The sequence below is a fragment of the Amycolatopsis dongchuanensis genome (assembly GCF_039542405.1).
In the GTDB taxonomy this organism is placed as follows: Bacteria; Actinomycetota; Actinomycetes; order Mycobacteriales; family Pseudonocardiaceae; genus Amycolatopsis_E; species Amycolatopsis_E sacchari.
Window position 1 is genome coordinate 101,541 of the sequence record NZ_BAABIB010000061.1, and the last position, 15,553, is coordinate 117,093.

General features: G+C 70.6%; 18 protein-coding genes. 9 read left to right on the forward strand and 9 right to left on the reverse strand.

From position 1 onward, the window contains the following. Positions 1 to 7: 7 nt before the first annotated feature. The 5 genes from ABFX51_RS13915 to ABFX51_RS13935 form a co-directional block, all read right to left on the reverse strand. Positions 8 to 436, reverse strand: a complete 429-nt coding sequence (locus ABFX51_RS13915; protein ID WP_091508089.1) for a heat shock protein transcriptional repressor HspR — start codon at positions 434 to 436, stop codon at positions 8 to 10. Continuing rightward, a complete protein-coding gene (dnaJ, locus tag ABFX51_RS13920; RefSeq protein WP_091508086.1) occupies positions 436 to 1,608 on the reverse strand; it encodes a molecular chaperone DnaJ in 1,173 nt (390 codons plus the stop codon). Before dnaJ ends, ABFX51_RS13915 begins: the two co-directional genes overlap by 1 nt. Positions 1,609 to 1,635: 27 nt before the next feature. Beyond that, positions 1,636 to 2,337: a nucleotide exchange factor GrpE gene (gene grpE / locus ABFX51_RS13925; protein ID WP_091508083.1), complete on the reverse strand. Its 702-nt coding sequence runs from the start codon at positions 2,335 to 2,337 to the stop codon at positions 1,636 to 1,638. Continuing rightward, a complete protein-coding gene (gene dnaK, locus ABFX51_RS13930; RefSeq protein ID WP_091508082.1) occupies positions 2,334 to 4,187 on the reverse strand; it encodes a molecular chaperone DnaK in 1,854 nt (617 codons plus the stop codon). The genes grpE and dnaK overlap by 4 nt, the downstream gene beginning before the upstream one ends. A gap of 175 nt (positions 4,188 to 4,362) precedes the next feature. Further along, positions 4,363 to 5,025 (reverse strand): DUF4097 family beta strand repeat-containing protein, encoded by a 663-nt coding sequence (locus ABFX51_RS13935; protein ID WP_091508081.1) that lies wholly within the window; start codon positions 5,023 to 5,025, stop codon positions 4,363 to 4,365. A gap of 145 nt (positions 5,026 to 5,170) precedes the next feature. On the opposite strand from ABFX51_RS13935, the gene ABFX51_RS13940 reads away from it, so the two are divergent. After that, positions 5,171 to 5,707: a YbhB/YbcL family Raf kinase inhibitor-like protein gene (locus ABFX51_RS13940; protein WP_091508080.1), complete on the forward strand. Its 537-nt coding sequence runs from the start codon at positions 5,171 to 5,173 to the stop codon at positions 5,705 to 5,707. Here the strand turns inward: ABFX51_RS13940 and ABFX51_RS13945 are convergent. Both ABFX51_RS13945 and ABFX51_RS13950 read right to left on the reverse strand, forming a co-directional pair. Beyond that, entirely contained in the window at positions 5,704 to 6,264 is a 561-nt protein-coding gene (locus tag ABFX51_RS13945) for a TetR/AcrR family transcriptional regulator (protein WP_091508079.1), read from the reverse strand. The two genes, ABFX51_RS13940 and ABFX51_RS13945, sit on opposite strands and share 4 nt — an antisense overlap. After that, positions 6,261 to 6,584, reverse strand: a complete 324-nt coding sequence (locus tag ABFX51_RS13950; RefSeq protein ID WP_091508078.1) for a DMT family transporter — start codon at positions 6,582 to 6,584, stop codon at positions 6,261 to 6,263. The genes ABFX51_RS13945 and ABFX51_RS13950 overlap by 4 nt, the downstream gene beginning before the upstream one ends. Before the next feature lie 126 nt (positions 6,585 to 6,710). Between ABFX51_RS13950 and ABFX51_RS13955 the strand changes: the two genes are divergently transcribed. The 3 genes from ABFX51_RS13955 to ABFX51_RS13965 all read left to right on the forward strand — a co-directional run bounded on the left by ABFX51_RS13955 (position 6,711) and on the right by ABFX51_RS13965 (position 10,615). Continuing rightward, on the forward strand, positions 6,711 to 8,996 hold the full coding sequence (locus tag ABFX51_RS13955; RefSeq protein WP_091508077.1) for a (Fe-S)-binding protein: 2,286 nt from the start codon (positions 6,711 to 6,713) through the stop codon (positions 8,994 to 8,996). Positions 8,997 to 9,118: 122 nt separating this feature from the next. Next, a complete protein-coding gene (locus ABFX51_RS13960; RefSeq protein ID WP_091508074.1) occupies positions 9,119 to 9,601 on the forward strand; it encodes a DUF742 domain-containing protein in 483 nt (160 codons plus the stop codon). A 9-nt stretch (positions 9,602 to 9,610) separates the two neighbouring features. Beyond that, positions 9,611 to 10,615: a cation diffusion facilitator family transporter gene (locus tag ABFX51_RS13965; RefSeq protein WP_091508071.1), complete on the forward strand. Its 1,005-nt coding sequence runs from the start codon at positions 9,611 to 9,613 to the stop codon at positions 10,613 to 10,615. 5 nt (positions 10,616 to 10,620) lie between these two features. Here ABFX51_RS13965 and ABFX51_RS13970 read toward each other — a convergent pair whose 3' ends face one another. Further along, the gene (locus ABFX51_RS13970; protein ID WP_091508069.1) at positions 10,621 to 11,214 is read right to left on the reverse strand and encodes a class I SAM-dependent methyltransferase; all 594 of its coding nucleotides are present in this window, start codon (positions 11,212 to 11,214) and stop codon (positions 10,621 to 10,623) included. 59 nt (positions 11,215 to 11,273) lie between these two features. On the opposite strand from ABFX51_RS13970, the gene ABFX51_RS13975 reads away from it, so the two are divergent. Both ABFX51_RS13975 and ABFX51_RS13980 read left to right on the forward strand, forming a co-directional pair. Further along, the gene (locus tag ABFX51_RS13975; RefSeq protein ID WP_091508066.1) at positions 11,274 to 11,879 is read left to right on the forward strand and encodes a TetR/AcrR family transcriptional regulator; all 606 of its coding nucleotides are present in this window, start codon (positions 11,274 to 11,276) and stop codon (positions 11,877 to 11,879) included. Beyond that, positions 11,863 to 13,485 (forward strand): acyl-CoA dehydrogenase family protein, encoded by a 1,623-nt coding sequence (locus tag ABFX51_RS13980; protein ID WP_346053903.1) that lies wholly within the window; start codon positions 11,863 to 11,865, stop codon positions 13,483 to 13,485. The genes ABFX51_RS13975 and ABFX51_RS13980 overlap by 17 nt, the downstream gene beginning before the upstream one ends. Here the strand turns inward: ABFX51_RS13980 and ABFX51_RS13985 are convergent. Next, a complete protein-coding gene (locus ABFX51_RS13985; protein ID WP_342743499.1) occupies positions 13,467 to 13,847 on the reverse strand; it encodes a CAP domain-containing protein in 381 nt (126 codons plus the stop codon). The two genes, ABFX51_RS13980 and ABFX51_RS13985, sit on opposite strands and share 19 nt — an antisense overlap. A 1-nt stretch (position 13,848) precedes the next feature. Here ABFX51_RS13985 and ABFX51_RS13990 point away from each other — a divergent pair, with 1 nt between their 5' ends. From ABFX51_RS13990 to ABFX51_RS14000, 3 genes are all read left to right on the forward strand, one after another. After that, positions 13,849 to 14,205 carry a hypothetical protein gene (locus tag ABFX51_RS13990; protein WP_342743498.1) on the forward strand — a complete coding sequence of 119 codons (357 nt, stop codon included), beginning with the start codon at positions 13,849 to 13,851 and terminating at the stop codon, positions 14,203 to 14,205. 155 nt (positions 14,206 to 14,360) lie between these two features. Continuing rightward, a complete protein-coding gene (locus ABFX51_RS13995) occupies positions 14,361 to 14,564 on the forward strand; it encodes a hypothetical protein (RefSeq protein ID WP_091508058.1) in 204 nt (67 codons plus the stop codon). A 186-nt stretch (positions 14,565 to 14,750) separates the two neighbouring features. Further along, positions 14,751 to 15,542 (forward strand): DUF11 domain-containing protein, encoded by a 792-nt coding sequence (locus ABFX51_RS14000; protein WP_346053904.1) that lies wholly within the window; start codon positions 14,751 to 14,753, stop codon positions 15,540 to 15,542. Positions 15,543 to 15,553 lie beyond the last annotated feature (11 nt).

Below are 15,553 nucleotides of genomic sequence, written 5' to 3' on the forward strand. Positions count from 1 at the left end.
GAAAACCTCAGCGGCGCCGGGGTTTCCACACCACCAGCGCCGTCTCCTGCCGCACCGGCACGAGGTCCTTTCGGTAGGAGGCGTGCACCGCCGCCGCGGCCTGTTCCGCCGCGGCGTAGGCGGCGGCGAGCTCTTCGGTGAGTTCCTGCACGCGGGAGCGCAGCGCGTCGACCTGGTTCTCCAGCTCGATGATGCGCTTGATCCCGGCCAGGTTGACGCCGTGCTCCTGGGACAGCCGCTGCACCTCACGCAGCAGCGCGATGTCCCGCATCGAGTACCGGCGCCCGCCGCCCGGCGTGCGGCCGGGCGACACCAGACCCTGCCGGTCGTAGGCGCGCAACGTCTGGGCGTGCAGCCCGGACAGCTGTGCCGCCACCGAAATGACGAAGACCGGGGTGTCCTCGTCCGCCCCCGCGGGCAACCCACCGAAAGCCATCACCGCTCCTTGAGCATCTCCGTGATCTCCGGCCTGGGATCGTGCTTCTCCGACGCCGCCGCGAACGCCTCCAGCGCCTGCTTCTCCGCCCCGTCCAGCCGGGACGGGACCGCCACCTGCAGGGTGACCAGCAGGTCGCCCTGCGCACCGTCACGCCGCTGGATGCCCTTGCCGCGCACCCGCAGCACCCGGCCGCTCGCCGTGCCCGCTGGCACCTTCACCGACACCTTGCCCTCCAGCGTGGGCACGGCCAGCGTGGCGCCCAGCGCAAGCTCGGTGAAGCTGACGGGCACGGTGATCGTCAGGTCGTTGCCCGACCGGCCGAACACCGGGTGCGGGTTGACGTGCACGCGCACGTACAGGTCACCGGCCGTGGCGCCGCCACGGCCCGGTTCGCCCTGCCCGGCCAGCCGGATCCGCTGGTTGTCGTCGACCCCGGCGGGCACCCGGACCGTCAGCGTCCTGGTCTGGGTGCTGACGCCCTCACCGGCGCACTCGGGGCACGGGTCGTCGATGATCTTGCCGCGGCCACGGCACTCCCGGCACGGCTCGGAGAACGCGAACGCGCCCTGGCTCCGGCTCACCAGACCCGACCCGGCGCACACCGGGCAGGTCCGCGGGCTCGTACCGGGCCGTGCGCCGTTGCCGCCACACGTCCGGCACGTCGCCGGGCTCGACAGCCGCAGCGGCAGGGTCGCGCCCTTGACCGCCTCGGCGAAGTCGATCCGCACGTCCGTCTCGACGTCCGCACCCCGCTGGGCCCGCGCGTTCGCCGCGCCCGCCGAACCCCGGCGGCCGAACAGGCCACCGAGGATGTCGCCGAGCCCGCCGAACCCGCCGGCACCGCCGCCGGCGGCCTGGCCGAACAGGTCGCTCATGTCGAACGTGCCCGAACCGCCGGCACCGGGGAAGCCGAAGCCACCGGCACCGCCCGAGCCGAACAGCCGCCGCGCCTCGTCGTACTCCTTGCGCTTCGCCGGATCCGACAGCACGCCGTACGCCTCGGACACCGCCTTGAACTTCTGTTCGGCGTCGGCGTTGCCCGGGTTGGCGTCCGGGTGGTTCTCGCGCGCCAGCTTGCGGTAGGCCTTCTTGATCTCGTCCTGCGACGCGTCAGAGGAGACGCCCAGTTCGCGGTAGAAGTCCTTGCCGATCCACTCCCGTGCACTCACCGGACGTCTCCTCCTTCCTCGCTCGAACTACTTCTGCTGCTCATCCGAAAGTTGCTCCACCGGCAGCTCCCCCTCGACCGGGGTGTCGGCCGGCGGTGCGGCCGCGGCCGGCTCGTGGTCGGTCACGCCGACCAGCGCGGGCCGCAGGGTGCGCTCGCCGAAGCGGTAACCACGGCGCAGGACCGTGGTGACCGTCGGGCCGCTCACGTCCGGGGAGGTGCTGTGCTGCACCGCCTCGTGCACGCTCGGGTCGAAGGCGTCGCCCTCGGCGCCGAACGGCTCGAGCCCGGCCCGCTGCAGGCTCGCGACGAGCTTGTCCGCCACCGCCTTGAAGGCACCGGTGAGGTCACCGTGCTGCTCGGCCCGCTCGAGGTCGTCCAGCAGCGGCAGCATGTCGCTGACCACGGCCGCCTTCGCCGCGAGCACCACGGCCTCGCGGTCGCGGTCGACCCGCTTGCGGTAGTTGGCGTACTCCGCCTGGAGCCGCTGCAGGTCGGCGGTGCGCTCGGCGAGCTGCTTCTCGACGTCCGACTGGACGCCGACCGCGTCGTCGACGATCGTCTCGCCGAGGCTCGGGCCGGAGGGGGCCTCGGGGGCCTCCGCCGTCGCAGCCTCGGGCTGGCGCACCTGACCGGTCTGCGGGTCGATCTTGCGGCGGTCCCGCACCACGACGGGCTCGACGACCTCGCGGTCCACCTCGTCCGTTTCCCGGGAGTGCTTGCCGGTCACTTCTTCTCGTCCTCGTCCACGATCTCGGCGTCCACCACGTCGTCGGCCTTGGCGTCGCCACCGGCGGCACCGGTGGCACCGGCCGCACCGGCGTCACCACCGGCCTGCTGCGCGTTGGCGTACAGCGCCGTGCCCAGCTCCTGCGAAGCGGTGTTCAGCTTCTCGATCGCTTCCTTGATCTTGGCGGAGTCGGTACCCTTGAGCGCCTCGTTCGCCTCGTCGATCGCGGTCTTGACCTTGCCCTTGATGTCCTCGGGCAGCTTGTCGTCGTTGTCCTTGACGAACTTCTCGGTCTGGTAGACCAGCGACTCGGCCTGGTTGCGGGTCTCGGCCTCCTCGCGGCGCTTGCGGTCCTCCTCCGCGTGCGCCTCGGCGTCCTTGACCATGCGCTCGATGTCGTCCTTCGGCAGCGCGGAGCCACCGGTGATCGTCATCGACTGCTCCTTGTTGGTGCCCAGGTCCTTCGCCGTGACGTGCACGATGCCGTTGGCGTCGATGTCGAAGGTGACCTCGATCTGCGGCACGCCGCGCGGGGCCGGCGGCAGCCCGGTCAGCTCGAACATGCCGAGCTTCTTGTTGTGGGCCGCGATCTCGCGCTCGCCCTGGAACACCTGGATCTGCACCGACGGCTGGTTGTCGTCCGCCGTGGAGAAGATCTCGGACCGCTTCGTCGGGATGGTCGTGTTGCGCTCGATGAGCTTGGTGAACACGCCGCCCTTGGTCTCGATGCCCAGCGACAGCGGGGTCACGTCGAGCAGCAGGACGTCCTTGACCTCACCCTTGAGCACACCGGCCTGCAGCGCCGCGCCGACGGCGACGACCTCGTCCGGGTTCACGCCCTTGTTCGGCTCGCGGCCGCCGGTCAGCTCCTTGACCAGGTCGGACACGGCCGGCATGCGGGTCGAGCCACCGACGAGCACCACGTGGTCGATCTGGCCGACCGAGATGCCCGCGTCGCGGATGACGTTGTTGAACGGCTGGCGGGTGCGCTCCAGCAGGTCGTTGGTGATGCGCTGGAACTCGGCCCGCGACAGGGTCTCGTCGAGGAACAGCGGGTTCTTGTCCGCGTCGACCGTGATGTAGGGCAGGTTGATGTTGGCGCTCGACGAGCTGGACAGCTCGATCTTCGCCTTCTCCGCCGCCTCCTTGATGCGCTGCAGCGCCATCCGGTCCTTGGTCAGGTCGATGCCGTGCGAGGCCTTGAACTTGTCGACCAGCCACTGCACGATCCGCTCGTCCCAGTCGTCACCACCGAGGTGGTTGTCACCGCTGGTGGCGCGGACCTCGACCACACCCTCGCCGATCTCCAGCAGCGAGACGTCGAACGTGCCGCCACCGAGGTCGAAGACCAGGATGGTCTGCTCCTTCTCGCCCTTGTCCAGCCCGTAGGCCAGCGCGGCGGCGGTGGGCTCGTTGACGATGCGCAGGACGTTGAGGCCCGCGATCTGCCCGGCCTCCTTGGTGGCCTGCCGCTGGGCGTCCGAGAAGTACGCCGGGACGGTGATCACGGCGTCGGTGATGTCCTCGCCCAGGTACGCCTCGGCGTCGCGCTTGAGCTTCATCAGCACGCGCGCGCTGATCTCCTGCGGCGTGTACGCCTTGCCGTCGATCTCGGTCTTCCAGTCGGTGCCCATGTGCCGCTTGACCGACCGGATGGTGCGGTCCACGTTGGTGACCGCCTGGTTCTTCGCGGGCTGACCGACGAGCACCTCGCCGTTCTTCGCGAAGGCGACGATGGACGGGGTGGTCCGGGAACCCTCGGAGTTGGCGATGACCGTCGGCTCGCCGCCCTCCAGGACGGCGACGACCGAGTTCGTCGTGCCGAGGTCGATGCCGACCGCTCGCGCCATGGTGGTTCTCCTCCTGATATACGCTGCTTGAGCTGCGGTGTCGCGCCCGTCTTGAGCGGGTGTCGCTCAAGTTCTATCTCCTGCCCGACAGTTCCGTCAACCAGAACTTGAGCCGGGGGCGCTCAACCTTTCTGACACTGCCAACGACCGGCGCCGGCGAGTTGTTCCCGGGCCGTCAGGCCGATTTGACGAGCACGTCGCCGCTGTTGGCGCGGACGTCGATGACGTGGGTACCCGCCGGGTCGTCGGCCACCCGGACCTGCTCCTCCCCGGAGCGGGCCTCGGCCTGGACGCGGTACCGGTCCGGCGGCACGGTGACGTCGATGTCGCCGCTGTTGCTCTCCGCCCGCACGTCCTGCGGGGCGGTGAGCTCGACGGTGATCGCGCCGGAGTTGACGTTCGCCTTGACCGGCCCGGCGGGGCCGACCACCCGGATGTCACCGGAGTTGGCGCCCACGTCGGTGGCCCCGACGCCGTCCAGCAGCACGTCGCCCGAGTTCGCCCGGCCGGTGACCGCCGTCCCCCGCGGCACCACGACCTCGTAGTCGACGCTGCAGTTGTGCCCGCAGCCGCTCAGCACCAGCCGCGTGCCCTCCACCCGGAACGCGTCGTCCGGCCGGGAGCGGTGGTAGCGCAACCGCTCGTGCACCGACGCCGTGGCCACGTCCCTGCTGGTCACGCGGACGCTGCCCGACTCCGTGGCGATCACCACGCTGTCGACGCGGCCGGGGACGACGTGGTCCCGCGTGTCATCGGAGTGCCACCACCAGCCGCTCGCGACCGCCACCCCCGCGACGATCAGCGCCGCCCCACCGACCGCGAGTGCCGCCCTGCCCATTGAGTCCTCCCCAGTCAGGTTTCCCGTCTGCGACAGACGCTAGAACCGGGTAGGACTGGGAGGCATCAGGGAACGCCCCCGGTTCGACCCTGGGGTGTCCCCGACCTAACCTCGCAGTGATCGAGTTCAGGTTCAGGGAGGATCGATGGCTCAGCCACCCAACCCGTACGACTTCCTGCCCCCGGTGCCGGGCTTCACGCTGCGCAGCGACGACGTCGCCGACGGGCAGACGCTGGCCGCGCCGCACCTGTCGGGCATCTTCGGCGTGCCGGGCGGCGAGGACCGCTCCCCGCACCTGGCGTGGGAGGGCTTCCCCGCGGAGACGAAGAGCTTCGCCGTCACGGTGTACGACCCGGACGCCCCCACCGCGAGCGGTTTCTGGCACTGGGCGGTGTTCAACATCCCCGCGTCGGTGACCGAGCTGCCCTCCGGCGCGGGCGACGGCTCGGGGCTGCCCCCGGAGGCGGTGACCCTGAAGAACGACGCCGGCGTGAAGCGCTTCCTGGGCGCGGCCCCGCCGCCCGGGCACGGCCCGCACCGCTACTTCGTGACGGTGCACGCCGTGGACGTCGAGAAGCTGGAGGTCCCGGAGGACGCGACCCCGGCGTTCCTCGGCTTCAACCTGTTCAGCCACACCCTCGCCCGCGCGGCCGTCGTCCCGGTGTACGAGAACAAGGGCTAGCGGGGGCGCAGCAGGTATTCGACGACGGGCCGCAGCTCCTCGGCGGTGGGCGGCTCGTCGTCGATCAGGCCCTGGATCAGCAGGCCGTCGATACCCGCGAGGAACGCCCGCAGCGCCACCAGGTCATCGGGCCGGACCATCGACGTGAGCACGTCCAGCCACCGCCGCGCGGCGGGGCGCAGTTCGGGACGGCGGGCGGCGAGCAGGTACAGCTCGTACTCCGCCATCGTCCGCCCGCGCCGCGGGCCCAGCGCCTCCGCCAGCAGGTTCGCGACCTCGTCCGCGCCTAGGCTGCCGCGCGAGCGGGCGCGGTCAATCATCCAGTAGACCTCGGTCGCCATGTCCTTCGCGCACGAAATGAGCGTGGCGACGAGCAGGTCGTTCAGCGTCGCGAAGTGGTAGGTCGTGGACGTCGTCGGCACCCCGGCCTCCGCCGCGACCGTCCGGTGCGTCACCCCCGCCACTCCGTCGCGCTCGATGACGCGCAGCGTCGCGTCGATGATCTCCTGGCGCCGCCGGTCGCCCCGCGCCTTGCGGCCGTCCCGCTGCGCCTTCACTTCGCCGCTCCCAGCTCCAGCAGCACCACCCCGGCGATGATGAGCGCCAGCCCCGCGATCATCGCCGGGTTGAGGCTCTCGTGCAGGAACAGCACCCCGATGACCGCCACGAGCGCGACCCCGGCCGCCGACCAGATCGCGTACACGACCGCGACCGGCAGCCCCAGCTTGAGCACGAAGGACAACGCCGTGAACGCCACCCCGTAGCCCGCCACGACGACGATTGACGGCCCGAGTTTCGAGAACCCCTCGGACAACCGGAGCGAGACGGTCCCGGCGACCTCGGCGACGATCGCGAGCGCGAGCAGGAGATAGGCCATGTTCACCAAACTACCTGTACGATCGTCCCGCTTCCGAGGGAGTCGTGCGCCACACCGATTGGTTACCCACGGGTAAGAACAGTTAGTCTCCCGACAACCACCACACACGGACGAAAGGCCCCGATCATGGGTGCTCTGCAGATCACGCTCGGTGTGATCGGCGTCGCCATAAGCATCGTCGCTTGGATCATGTTCGTCGCCGGCGTCTGGCGCATGGTGCGCATCATTCGCCTCGGACAGCCGGACTCGACGCGCAACGGCCCCTTCTGGCCGCGGCTTGGCACACTCGTCAAGGAGTTCGCCGCACACACCCGCATGAACAAGTTCCGGCACGTCGGCCCGTGGCACTGGCTGGTGATGTGGGGCTTCCTGATCGGCTCGCTGTCCTGGTTCGAGGCCTACGGCGAGACGTTCGACCCGCACTTCCACTGGCCGGTCTTCGGCGCCTGGAGCGTCTGGCTGTTCATCACCGAACTGCTCGGCCTCGGCACGGTCGTCGGCGGGATCGCGCTGGCGATCATCCGCCAGGCCAACCACCCGCGCCGCGCCGACCGCCAGTCCCGCTTCGCCGGCTCGAACTTCAAGCAGGCCTACTTCGTCGAGAGCGTCGTGGTCATCGAGGGCCTCGGCATCCTCGGCGTGAAGGCGTTCAAGATCTCCAGCGGCATCGAGGACCCGGCGCTGTGGACGAGCTTCGTCACCAAGCCGCTCGGCGAGATCCTGCCCGCGAGCACCGCGGCGGTGACGATCACCGCGCTGGTCAAGCTGCTGTCGGGGATGATCTGGCTCTACGTCGTCGGCCGCACGCTCACGATGGGTGTCGCGTGGCACCGGTTCAGCGCGTTCTTCAACATCTACTTCAAGCGCGAGGCCGACGGCGGCGTCGCGCTGGGCGCGCTCAAACCGATGATGAGCGGCGGCAAGCCGCTGGACTTCGAGGAGGCCGACCCGGAGAAGGACGTCTTCGGGGCAGGGAAGATCGAGGACTTCAGCTGGAAGGGCTGGCTGGACTTCACCACCTGCACCGAGTGCGGCCGCTGCCAGTCGCAGTGCCCCGCCTGGAACACCGGCAAGCCGCTGTCGCCGAAGCTGGTCATCACGCAGCTGCGTGACCACGCGTACGCGAAGGCCCCGTACCTGCTCGCCGGCGGCAAGAAGGACGTCACGGGCGAAGAGGTCGGCCTGACCGGCGACAACCCGTACGCGGGCATCGACGTGCTGGCGCTGGCCGAGGCCGAGCGTCCGCTGGTCGGCGACGACGGTGGCGTCATCGACCCCGACGTCCTGTGGTCCTGCACCACCTGCGGCGCCTGCGTCGAGCAGTGCCCGGTGGACATCGAGCACGTCGACCACATCGTCGACATGCGCCGCTACCAGGTCATGATCGAGTCGAACTTCCCGTCCGAGCTGAACGGGATGTTCAAGAACCTGGAGAACAAGGGCAACCCGTGGGGCCAGAACGCCAAGGACCGGATGGCCTGGGCGGAGGACCTCGACTTCGAGGTGCCGGTGTTCGACGGCGAGCTGGGCGACGCCGAGTACCTGTTCTGGGTCGGCTGCGCCGGTGCGTTCGAGGACCGCGCGAAGAAGACGACGCGTGCGGTGGCGGAGCTGCTGCACATCGCGGGCGTGAAGTACACGGTGCTCGGCCCGGAGGAGTCCTGCTCCGGTGACCCGGCCCGCCGCGCGGGCAACGAGTTCCTGTTCCAGATGCTCGCGCAGCAGAACGTCGAGGTGCTGAACTCGGTGTTCGAGGACCGCGCGCCGCTGGACCGGAAGATCGTCGTCACGTGTGCGCACTGCTTCAACACGATCGCGAACGAGTACCCGCAGCTGGGCGGGCAGTACGAGGTCGTGCACCACACGCAGCTGCTGAACCGGCTGGTGCGGGAGAAGCGGCTGGTGCCCGTCGCCCCGATCGCGGACGACGTCACCTACCACGACCCGTGCTACCTCGGCCGCCACAACAAGGTGTACGAGGCGCCGCGTGAGCTGGTCGGCGCGTCGGGCGCGCAGTTCCGCGAGATGCCGCGGCACGGCGACCGGTCCATGTGCTGCGGCGCCGGCGGCGCCCGCATGTGGATGGAGGAGAAGATCGGCAAGCGGATCAACCTCGACCGCGTCGACGAGGCGCTGGGCACGGCGCCGACGAAGATCGCGACGGGCTGCCCGTTCTGCCGCGTCATGCTCACCGACGGCGTGACCGCGCGCCAGAACGACGGGCAGGCGAGCGAGAAGGTCGAGGTCGTGGACGTCTCGCAGCTGCTGCTGCAGGCCGTCAAGCGGCGCCCGCAGCCGGTGCCGGAGCCCGCGGCGGCCGGTCTGCCCGCCGTCGACTCCGACCCGTTGTCCGCGGATGTGCCCACCGACAAGGTGCCCTCGGGCACGCCTTTGCCGGACGAGGACAAGTAGTCCACACCGTCGGGGGGTTCGCCCGCGAACCCCCCGACGGGCTCGACAGCCGCGTTATCCTTGTTCTCTCGCAGCCGCAGGTGTCCGCGAGGCAGTTCGACCTGCGCGAATTGGGGCGAGAGATGGGTGTACCCGCTGGCGGTGGACCGGCTGACAAGCCGGCGATCGCCCGTGCCGGTGCCCGTTTCGCCGGGGAGTTCGACGAGCCCGTCGCCGAGGCGCCCCGGCTGCCGCGGTTCGACGACCAGGTGGCGTCCGAGGACGCGTCCGGCCCCCGCGTCCGCCCGTACGTGCTGACCGGCGGCCGCACGCAGTCCACCTACGAGCTGGCGCTCGAAACGCTGGTGAACGTGCGGGCCGACGCCCGCTGGACCGGTACGGCGCTGAACAGCGAGTACCAGCCGGTGCGGGCGGTGTGCCAGCGGACGGTGTCGGTCGCCGAGGTCGCGGCGACGCTGTCGATCCCGCTCGGCGTGGCCCGCGTACTGCTGTCCGATATGGCCGAACTGGGGTTGCTCCACATCCACGGCACCGAGCGCACGGCGGAGGGCAGGCCCCCGATGGCGCTCATGCGTCGCGTGCTGGATGGTCTGCAACGGCTTTAAGATCGGCCGGTGAGCGAGCAGGGCGAGTCCCCCAAGGGCGAGAGCACGGTCACCGTCGTACTGGCGGGTTCGGTCAACCTGGCCATCGCGATCCTCAAGGCCATCGCGGGCGTGCTCACCGGTTCCGGGGCACTGCTGTCCGAGGCGGCGCATTCCGTCGCGGACACGATGACGGAGATCCTGCTGCTGACGGCGCTGCGGCGGTCGAGCAAACCGGCCGATCTCGTACACCCGTTCGGGTACGGCAAGGAGCGGTACTTCTGGTCGCTGCTGGCCGCTGTGTCGATCTTCGCGTCGGGCGCGATGTTCTCGTTCTACGAGGGTTTCTCGACGGTCTTCGGCGAGCCCGAGGAGCAGGAGAACCCGATCGTCGGCTACGTCGTGCTGGCGATCGCGTTCGTGCTGGAGAGCATCTCGTGGCTGCAGGCGATGCGGCAGGTGCGGCGCGAGTCCGGGGAGCAGGAGCGGTCGATCGCCCAGTACCTGCGGCTCGTCGACGACCCCGCGCCGAAGTCGGTGTTCTTCGAGGACTCGGCCGCGTTGATCGGGCTCGTGCTGGCGTTCCTGGGGCTGCTGCTGCACCAGCTCACCGGCTCGTCGCTGTACGACGGGCTCGCGTCGATCCTGATCGGGCTGCTGCTGGCGGTGGTGGCGTGGAGCCTGGGGCTGACCAACCTGCGGCTGCTCATCGGCAGGCAGGCCGACCCGGTGGTGGTGCGCGGCATCCGTGAGCTGCTGCGGGACGCCCCGGAGATCGAGGCGGTCGTCGACCTGCAGACGATGCTGCTGGGGACCGACCTGATCCTGGTGTGCGCCCGCGTGGACTTCGACGATTCGCTGCACGTGGCCGACGTCGAGCGCGCGTGCGTCCGACTGGCCGGTGAGCTGCGGGAGCGGTACCCGGACGTGAGCGAGGTCTTCATCGAGCCGGTGCCGCGGACGGACCCGGACCTGCGCGCGGCGGTCCTGGCCCGCTACGGCGAGGCCGCGACGCGGTATGGCGGGCAGCAGTAGGAGCGTCAGGAGGCGCTGAGCACCAGGTAGCGCTCGTCCTCGATCGGGCCGCCCCAGAGGGCCGGGTCCGGCAGCGGCCGCACGGCAGCGTGCCGCCGATGGCCGAGGACGAGTGACTGGCACTCGGCGGCCGTCAAGCCGCCTCCCGTCTTCCACCGGCCCTCGACGAGCACCAGCAGGCCGCCGGGACGCAGCAGCCGAACCCACCGGCCGACGGTCGCTGCGGGGTCCGGCAGCGCCCACACCACGTGCCGCGCCAGGACCACGTCGCACGACGCGGGTGGTACCGGCGGATGGGAGGCGTCGCCCCGGCGGAACTCCGCCGGCACGCCCGCGCTCCGGGCCTTCGCCTCAGCGGCCGCCACCATTCCGGCGGACAGGTCCACACCGAGGACCCCGTGCCCCGCCCCGGCGAGCAACACGGCAAGGCTTCCCGTACCGCACCCGAGGTCGACGACCGACGACGGCGCCACCGGCAGCAGCGGCAACAGCACACCGGCCCAGGCCGCCCGCACCGCCGGGTCACGCAACCCGTGGTCGGGCTGCTCGTCGAACGTGGCGGCCTGCGCGTCCCAGAACTCCGGCGTCCGCTCCAGCACGCCCCGATTCTCCTCCAGGCACCTTGCCTGAAGGCGTGAATCAGTGGTTCACTTCTTGCGTGCCCTACCGACGCACGCCCCAGGTCCAGGCGCGGCTGGACGCCCAGCGCGCCGCGATCCTCCACGCCGCCGACGAGCTGCTCGCCGAGCGCGGGTACGCCGCGTGCTCCGTCTCGGCCGTCGCGGAACGGGCCGGGGTCGCGACCGGCAGCGTGTACAAACACTTCCCCGGCAAGGCCGAGCTGGTCGTCGAACTGTTCCGCAACGTCGTGAACCACGAGGTCGACGCCGTCAAGGCCGCCGCCGCGGAGCCCGGCACCCCGGCGGAACGCGTCGTCGCCCTCTTCGAGACCTTCGCCGTACGCGCGCTGAAGGCGCCGCGCCGCGCGTACGCGCTGCTGGCCGAGCCCGTCGACCCACCGGTCGAGGCGGAGCGCATCGTCTTCCGTCGCGTGTTCCGCGACGTCGCCGCGGAGCACATCCGCGAGGGGGTCCGCGCGGGGCTGCTGCCGCCGCAGGACTCCGTGCTCACCGCGGCCGCGCTCGTCGGCGCCGCCACCGAGGTCCTGATCGGCCCGCTCACCACCGACCACACCGGCGCAGTCGCCGAGCTGCGCACGTTCGTCCTGCGCGCACTAGGAGGTTCCGATGCCCGACACGCATGAGGTGCTCAACCAGGTCCCCCCGCTGGTGGACTACGACGTCGCCGACGACGCGGCCCTGCTGGACGGGTTGCGCCGTGAGGGCGGCGGCTGGGCCGAGGACGAGGTGCACGAGCTGGGCCGCCTCGCCGGCAGCGCGCAGGGGCAGGAATGGGGCCGCCAGGCCAACGAGAACCCACCCAAGCTGCACACCCACGACCGGTACGGCCACCGGATCGACGAGGTCGAGTTCCACCCGGCGTGGCACGAGCTGATGCAGGTCGCCGTGGGGCACGGGCTGCACGCCGCCCCCTGGCGCGACGACCGGCCCGGCGCGCACGTCGCCCGCGCCGCGAAGCTGCTCGTGTGGAACCAGGCCGAGGCCGGGCACATCTGCCCGATCTCGATGACCTACTCCGCCGTTCCCGCCCTGCGCTACAACCCCGAACTCGCCGCCGTGTACGAGCCGCTGCTCGCCTCGCGCGAGTACGACTTCGGCCTGCGCGTGCCGAGCACGAAGCGCGGCCTCATCGCGGGCATGTCGATGACCGAGAAGCAGGGCGGTTCCGACGTCCGCGCCAACACCACCACGGCGACGCCGAACGGCGACGGCAGCTACGTGCTCACCGGGCACAAGTGGTTCACCTCGGCGCCCATGTCCGACGTGTTCCTCACGCTCGCGCAGGCGCCGGGCGGCCTGTCGTGCTTCCTGCTGCCCCGCGTGCTGCCCGACGGCACCCGCAACCGGATCTTCCTGCAGCGCCTGAAGGACAAGCTGGGCAACAAGTCCAACGCCTCGTCCGAGATCGAGTACGACGGCGCGGTCGGCTGGCTCGTCGGTGAGGAGGGCCGCGGCGTGCCGACCATCATCGAGATGGTCAACAACACCCGGCTCGACTGCGTGCTCGGCAGCACTTCCCTGATGCGCCAGGCGGTCGTGCAGGCCACCCACCACGCCGCGCACCGCCGGGCGTTCGGCGCGAACCTCGTCGACCAGCCCGCGATGGCGAACGTGCTGGCCGACCTGGTCGTCGAGTCCGAGGCCGCGACCGTCGTCGCGTTGCGGCTCGCGGGCGCGACCGCGGATCCCGAGCAGGCCGCGTTCCGGCGGCTGGCGCTCGCCGTGACGAAGTACTGGGTGTGCAAGCGCGGCGCCGCACACACGGCGGAGGCGCTGGAATGCCTGGGCGGCAACGGTTACGTCGAGGACTCCGGCATGCCGCGGCTGTACCGGGAGGCACCGCTGCTGTCCATTTGGGAGGGTTCGGGCAACGTCGCCGCGCTGGACGCGTTGCGCGCCATGGCGAAGCAGCCGGAAACCGTGGACGCCTTCTTCGGCGAGGTCGAACTGGCCGCCGGCGCGAACGCCCGGCTCGACGACGCGGCCGCCCGGCTGCGCAAGGAGCTGTCCGACCCGGAGGAGCTCCAGTTCCGCGCCCGCCGCCTGGTCGAGATGATGGCGCTGGTGCTGCAGGGTTCACTCCTGGTGCGGCACGCCCCGGCCGCGGTGTCCGACGCGTTCTGCGCCTCACGCCTCGGCGGGGACTGGGGCATCGCCTTCGGCACCCTTCCGTCCACTGTGGACACCAAGGCGATCGTCGAGCGGGTGCGTCAGAACCCGAAGTCCTGAACCCAGTACCAGCCGTCCTTGTCGAGCCCGACGCCCAGCTTCTGGTAGGAGCAGTTGAGGATGTTCCGGCGGTGCCCGTCGGAGTTCATCCACATCTGCATCGTCTGGGCCGCGGTGGTCGACCCCTTCGCGATGTTCTCGGCGGCCGGGCTGGGATAGCCGGCCGCCTTGATCCGCTGGTCGAACGTGACGCCTTCGGGCGTGCTGTGGGCGAAGTAGTCGCGCGCGGACATGTCCTCGCTGAACTTCTGCGCGGCGGTGTCGAGGCGGCTGTCCTCGGCGAGCGCACCGCAGCCGGCCTTCGCGCGTTCCTGGTTCACCAGCGCGAGGACCTGCCCGGCGACCGAGGTGTCGGGGGCCACCTTGGACGTCGGAGCCTTGCTGCTCGTCGAGGGTTTCGGGCTGGACGAGGACTTCGGGGAGGGCGGGGAGCTGGTCGTGCTCGGCGCGGGGGACGCCGAAGTGCTGGACGGCGCGGGAGAACTCGTCGTCGGCGCCGACGTGGTCGGGCTGGTCGGCGACGGGTGGTGGACCGTGCTGGTCGGGCGCGCGGTCGCGTCGGTGAGCGCCACCTGCAGCGTGGATTCCTGGTGCTCGCGGGTGACGAGCAGGCTGCCTGCCGCGAGGGCGACGCCGGTGAGCACGCCGAACGCGACGAGCACGGGTCTGAGCCGGGGATGGGGGACGGGCACGAGGCCAGAAATTATCACCGAACGGTAACGGTCCCGACCCCTCGAACGGCCCAATCTGCTTGCTCCGTTTGCCCGCATCCTCCAGCAGGAGGAGGCGCGTCACCGGCCTCGGCCGCGGACGCCCCGGTCGGCTGCGGTTACGGCACCGGCGGGCCCAGCGCCTCCACGCTGTGCTGGCTGGACATGAGCGCCTACAACGACACCCAGGCGCACACGGCCGCTGGCCAGGACATGAGCGTGACGCTGCCAGGCGGCTACACGATGACGTTCAACATCGTGAACCGGCCCGCGACCAGCACGAACATTCCGGTGGCGGCCTTCGCCGTGCCGACCAACGGAACTGCGTCGGCGATGGGCAACAGCGTCTACACGGCGGCGCGCGCGTGAGCGGCTACGCGCTGGTGGGTGCCGATGCCGAGAACACTTCGTCCGCCGAAGGCATCACGTGGACGTCGAACCAGCCGATCAACCAGGTGGCCTCGGTTTCCGGGGCGCAGGGCTGTCAGGCGAGCACCGCCACCGTTCTCCCAGACCCTGCGGTCGACCGCGGGCATCGAAGCAGTCGCGTTCGCGGTGCAGACCTCGAAGCTGACGCTGAACAAGCAGATCACGGACCGCCGCCAGGCGAACGACTCGTTCGACATCTCGGTGACCTCGCCGGAGGGCGCGACCGTGGGCACGGCCAGCACCGGCCTGTCGAACACCGCCACCACCGGCGCGCTGACCGTCCTGCCGCGTGCGGCCGGGCAGGGCTACACGCTTGGCGAGACCGGCCTGACCGGTAACTACGACCAGTCCTGGTCCTGCACCAACGCCACCACGGGCAGCATCACGCCCCTGCCTTCGGGCACCGGCACCAGCGTGCAGGTCTCCCCGCAGCCGGGTGACGACATCTCCTGCACCCTGACCAACACAGGGCAGAAGACGGACCTGAGCCTCGCCAAGGAGGGTCCGGCATCCGCCGCGCCCGGCGACCTCGTGACGTACCGGCTGATCGTCACCAACCACGGCCCCGGCAACTCGACCGGCTACACCGTGAACGACCGGCTGCCCGCCGGCCTGACCAACATCACCACGACGACCCCGGGCTGCACTGTCACTGGTCTGGACCTCGCCTGCACCGGCGGCGAACTCGCCGCGGGTGACAGCGCGGTGATCGAGGTTTCGGGTATCGCCGACGGCAGCGTGAAGACGCTCTACAACTCGGCGGTCGTGAAGTCCAACGAGATCGACACCGACCCGACCAACGACACCTCCAACCAGGTCACGACCGAGATCGTGCCGATGGTGTCGCTGGCTGTCGCCGGTGGTCTGCTCGTCCTCGGCGGCGGCTACGCGCTCAAGCGTCGTCGCACCAACGCCTGATGCGGAAAGGG

Bases quoted from the DNA above. Each gene is read 5' to 3' on its own strand.
- ABFX51_RS13915 (WP_091508089.1), bottom strand. From the start codon at position 436: ATGGCTTTCGGTGGGTTGCCCGCGGGGGCGGACGAGGACACCCCGGTC.
- dnaK (WP_091508082.1), bottom strand. From the start codon at position 4,187: ATGGCGCGAGCGGTCGGCATCGACCTCGGCACGACGAACTCGGTCGTC.
- ABFX51_RS13935 (WP_091508081.1), bottom strand. From the start codon at position 5,025: ATGGGCAGGGCGGCACTCGCGGTCGGTGGGGCGGCGCTGATCGTCGCG.
- ABFX51_RS13940 (WP_091508080.1), top strand. From the start codon at position 5,171: ATGGCTCAGCCACCCAACCCGTACGACTTCCTGCCCCCGGTGCCGGGC.
- ABFX51_RS13950 (WP_091508078.1), bottom strand. From the start codon at position 6,584: ATGGCCTATCTCCTGCTCGCGCTCGCGATCGTCGCCGAGGTCGCCGGG.
- ABFX51_RS13955 (WP_091508077.1), top strand. From the start codon at position 6,711: ATGGGTGCTCTGCAGATCACGCTCGGTGTGATCGGCGTCGCCATAAGC.
- ABFX51_RS13960 (WP_091508074.1), top strand. From the start codon at position 9,119: ATGGGTGTACCCGCTGGCGGTGGACCGGCTGACAAGCCGGCGATCGCC.
- ABFX51_RS13980 (WP_346053903.1), top strand. From the start codon at position 11,863: ATGCCCGACACGCATGAGGTGCTCAACCAGGTCCCCCCGCTGGTGGAC.
- ABFX51_RS13995 (WP_091508058.1), top strand. From the start codon at position 14,361: ATGAGCGCCTACAACGACACCCAGGCGCACACGGCCGCTGGCCAGGAC.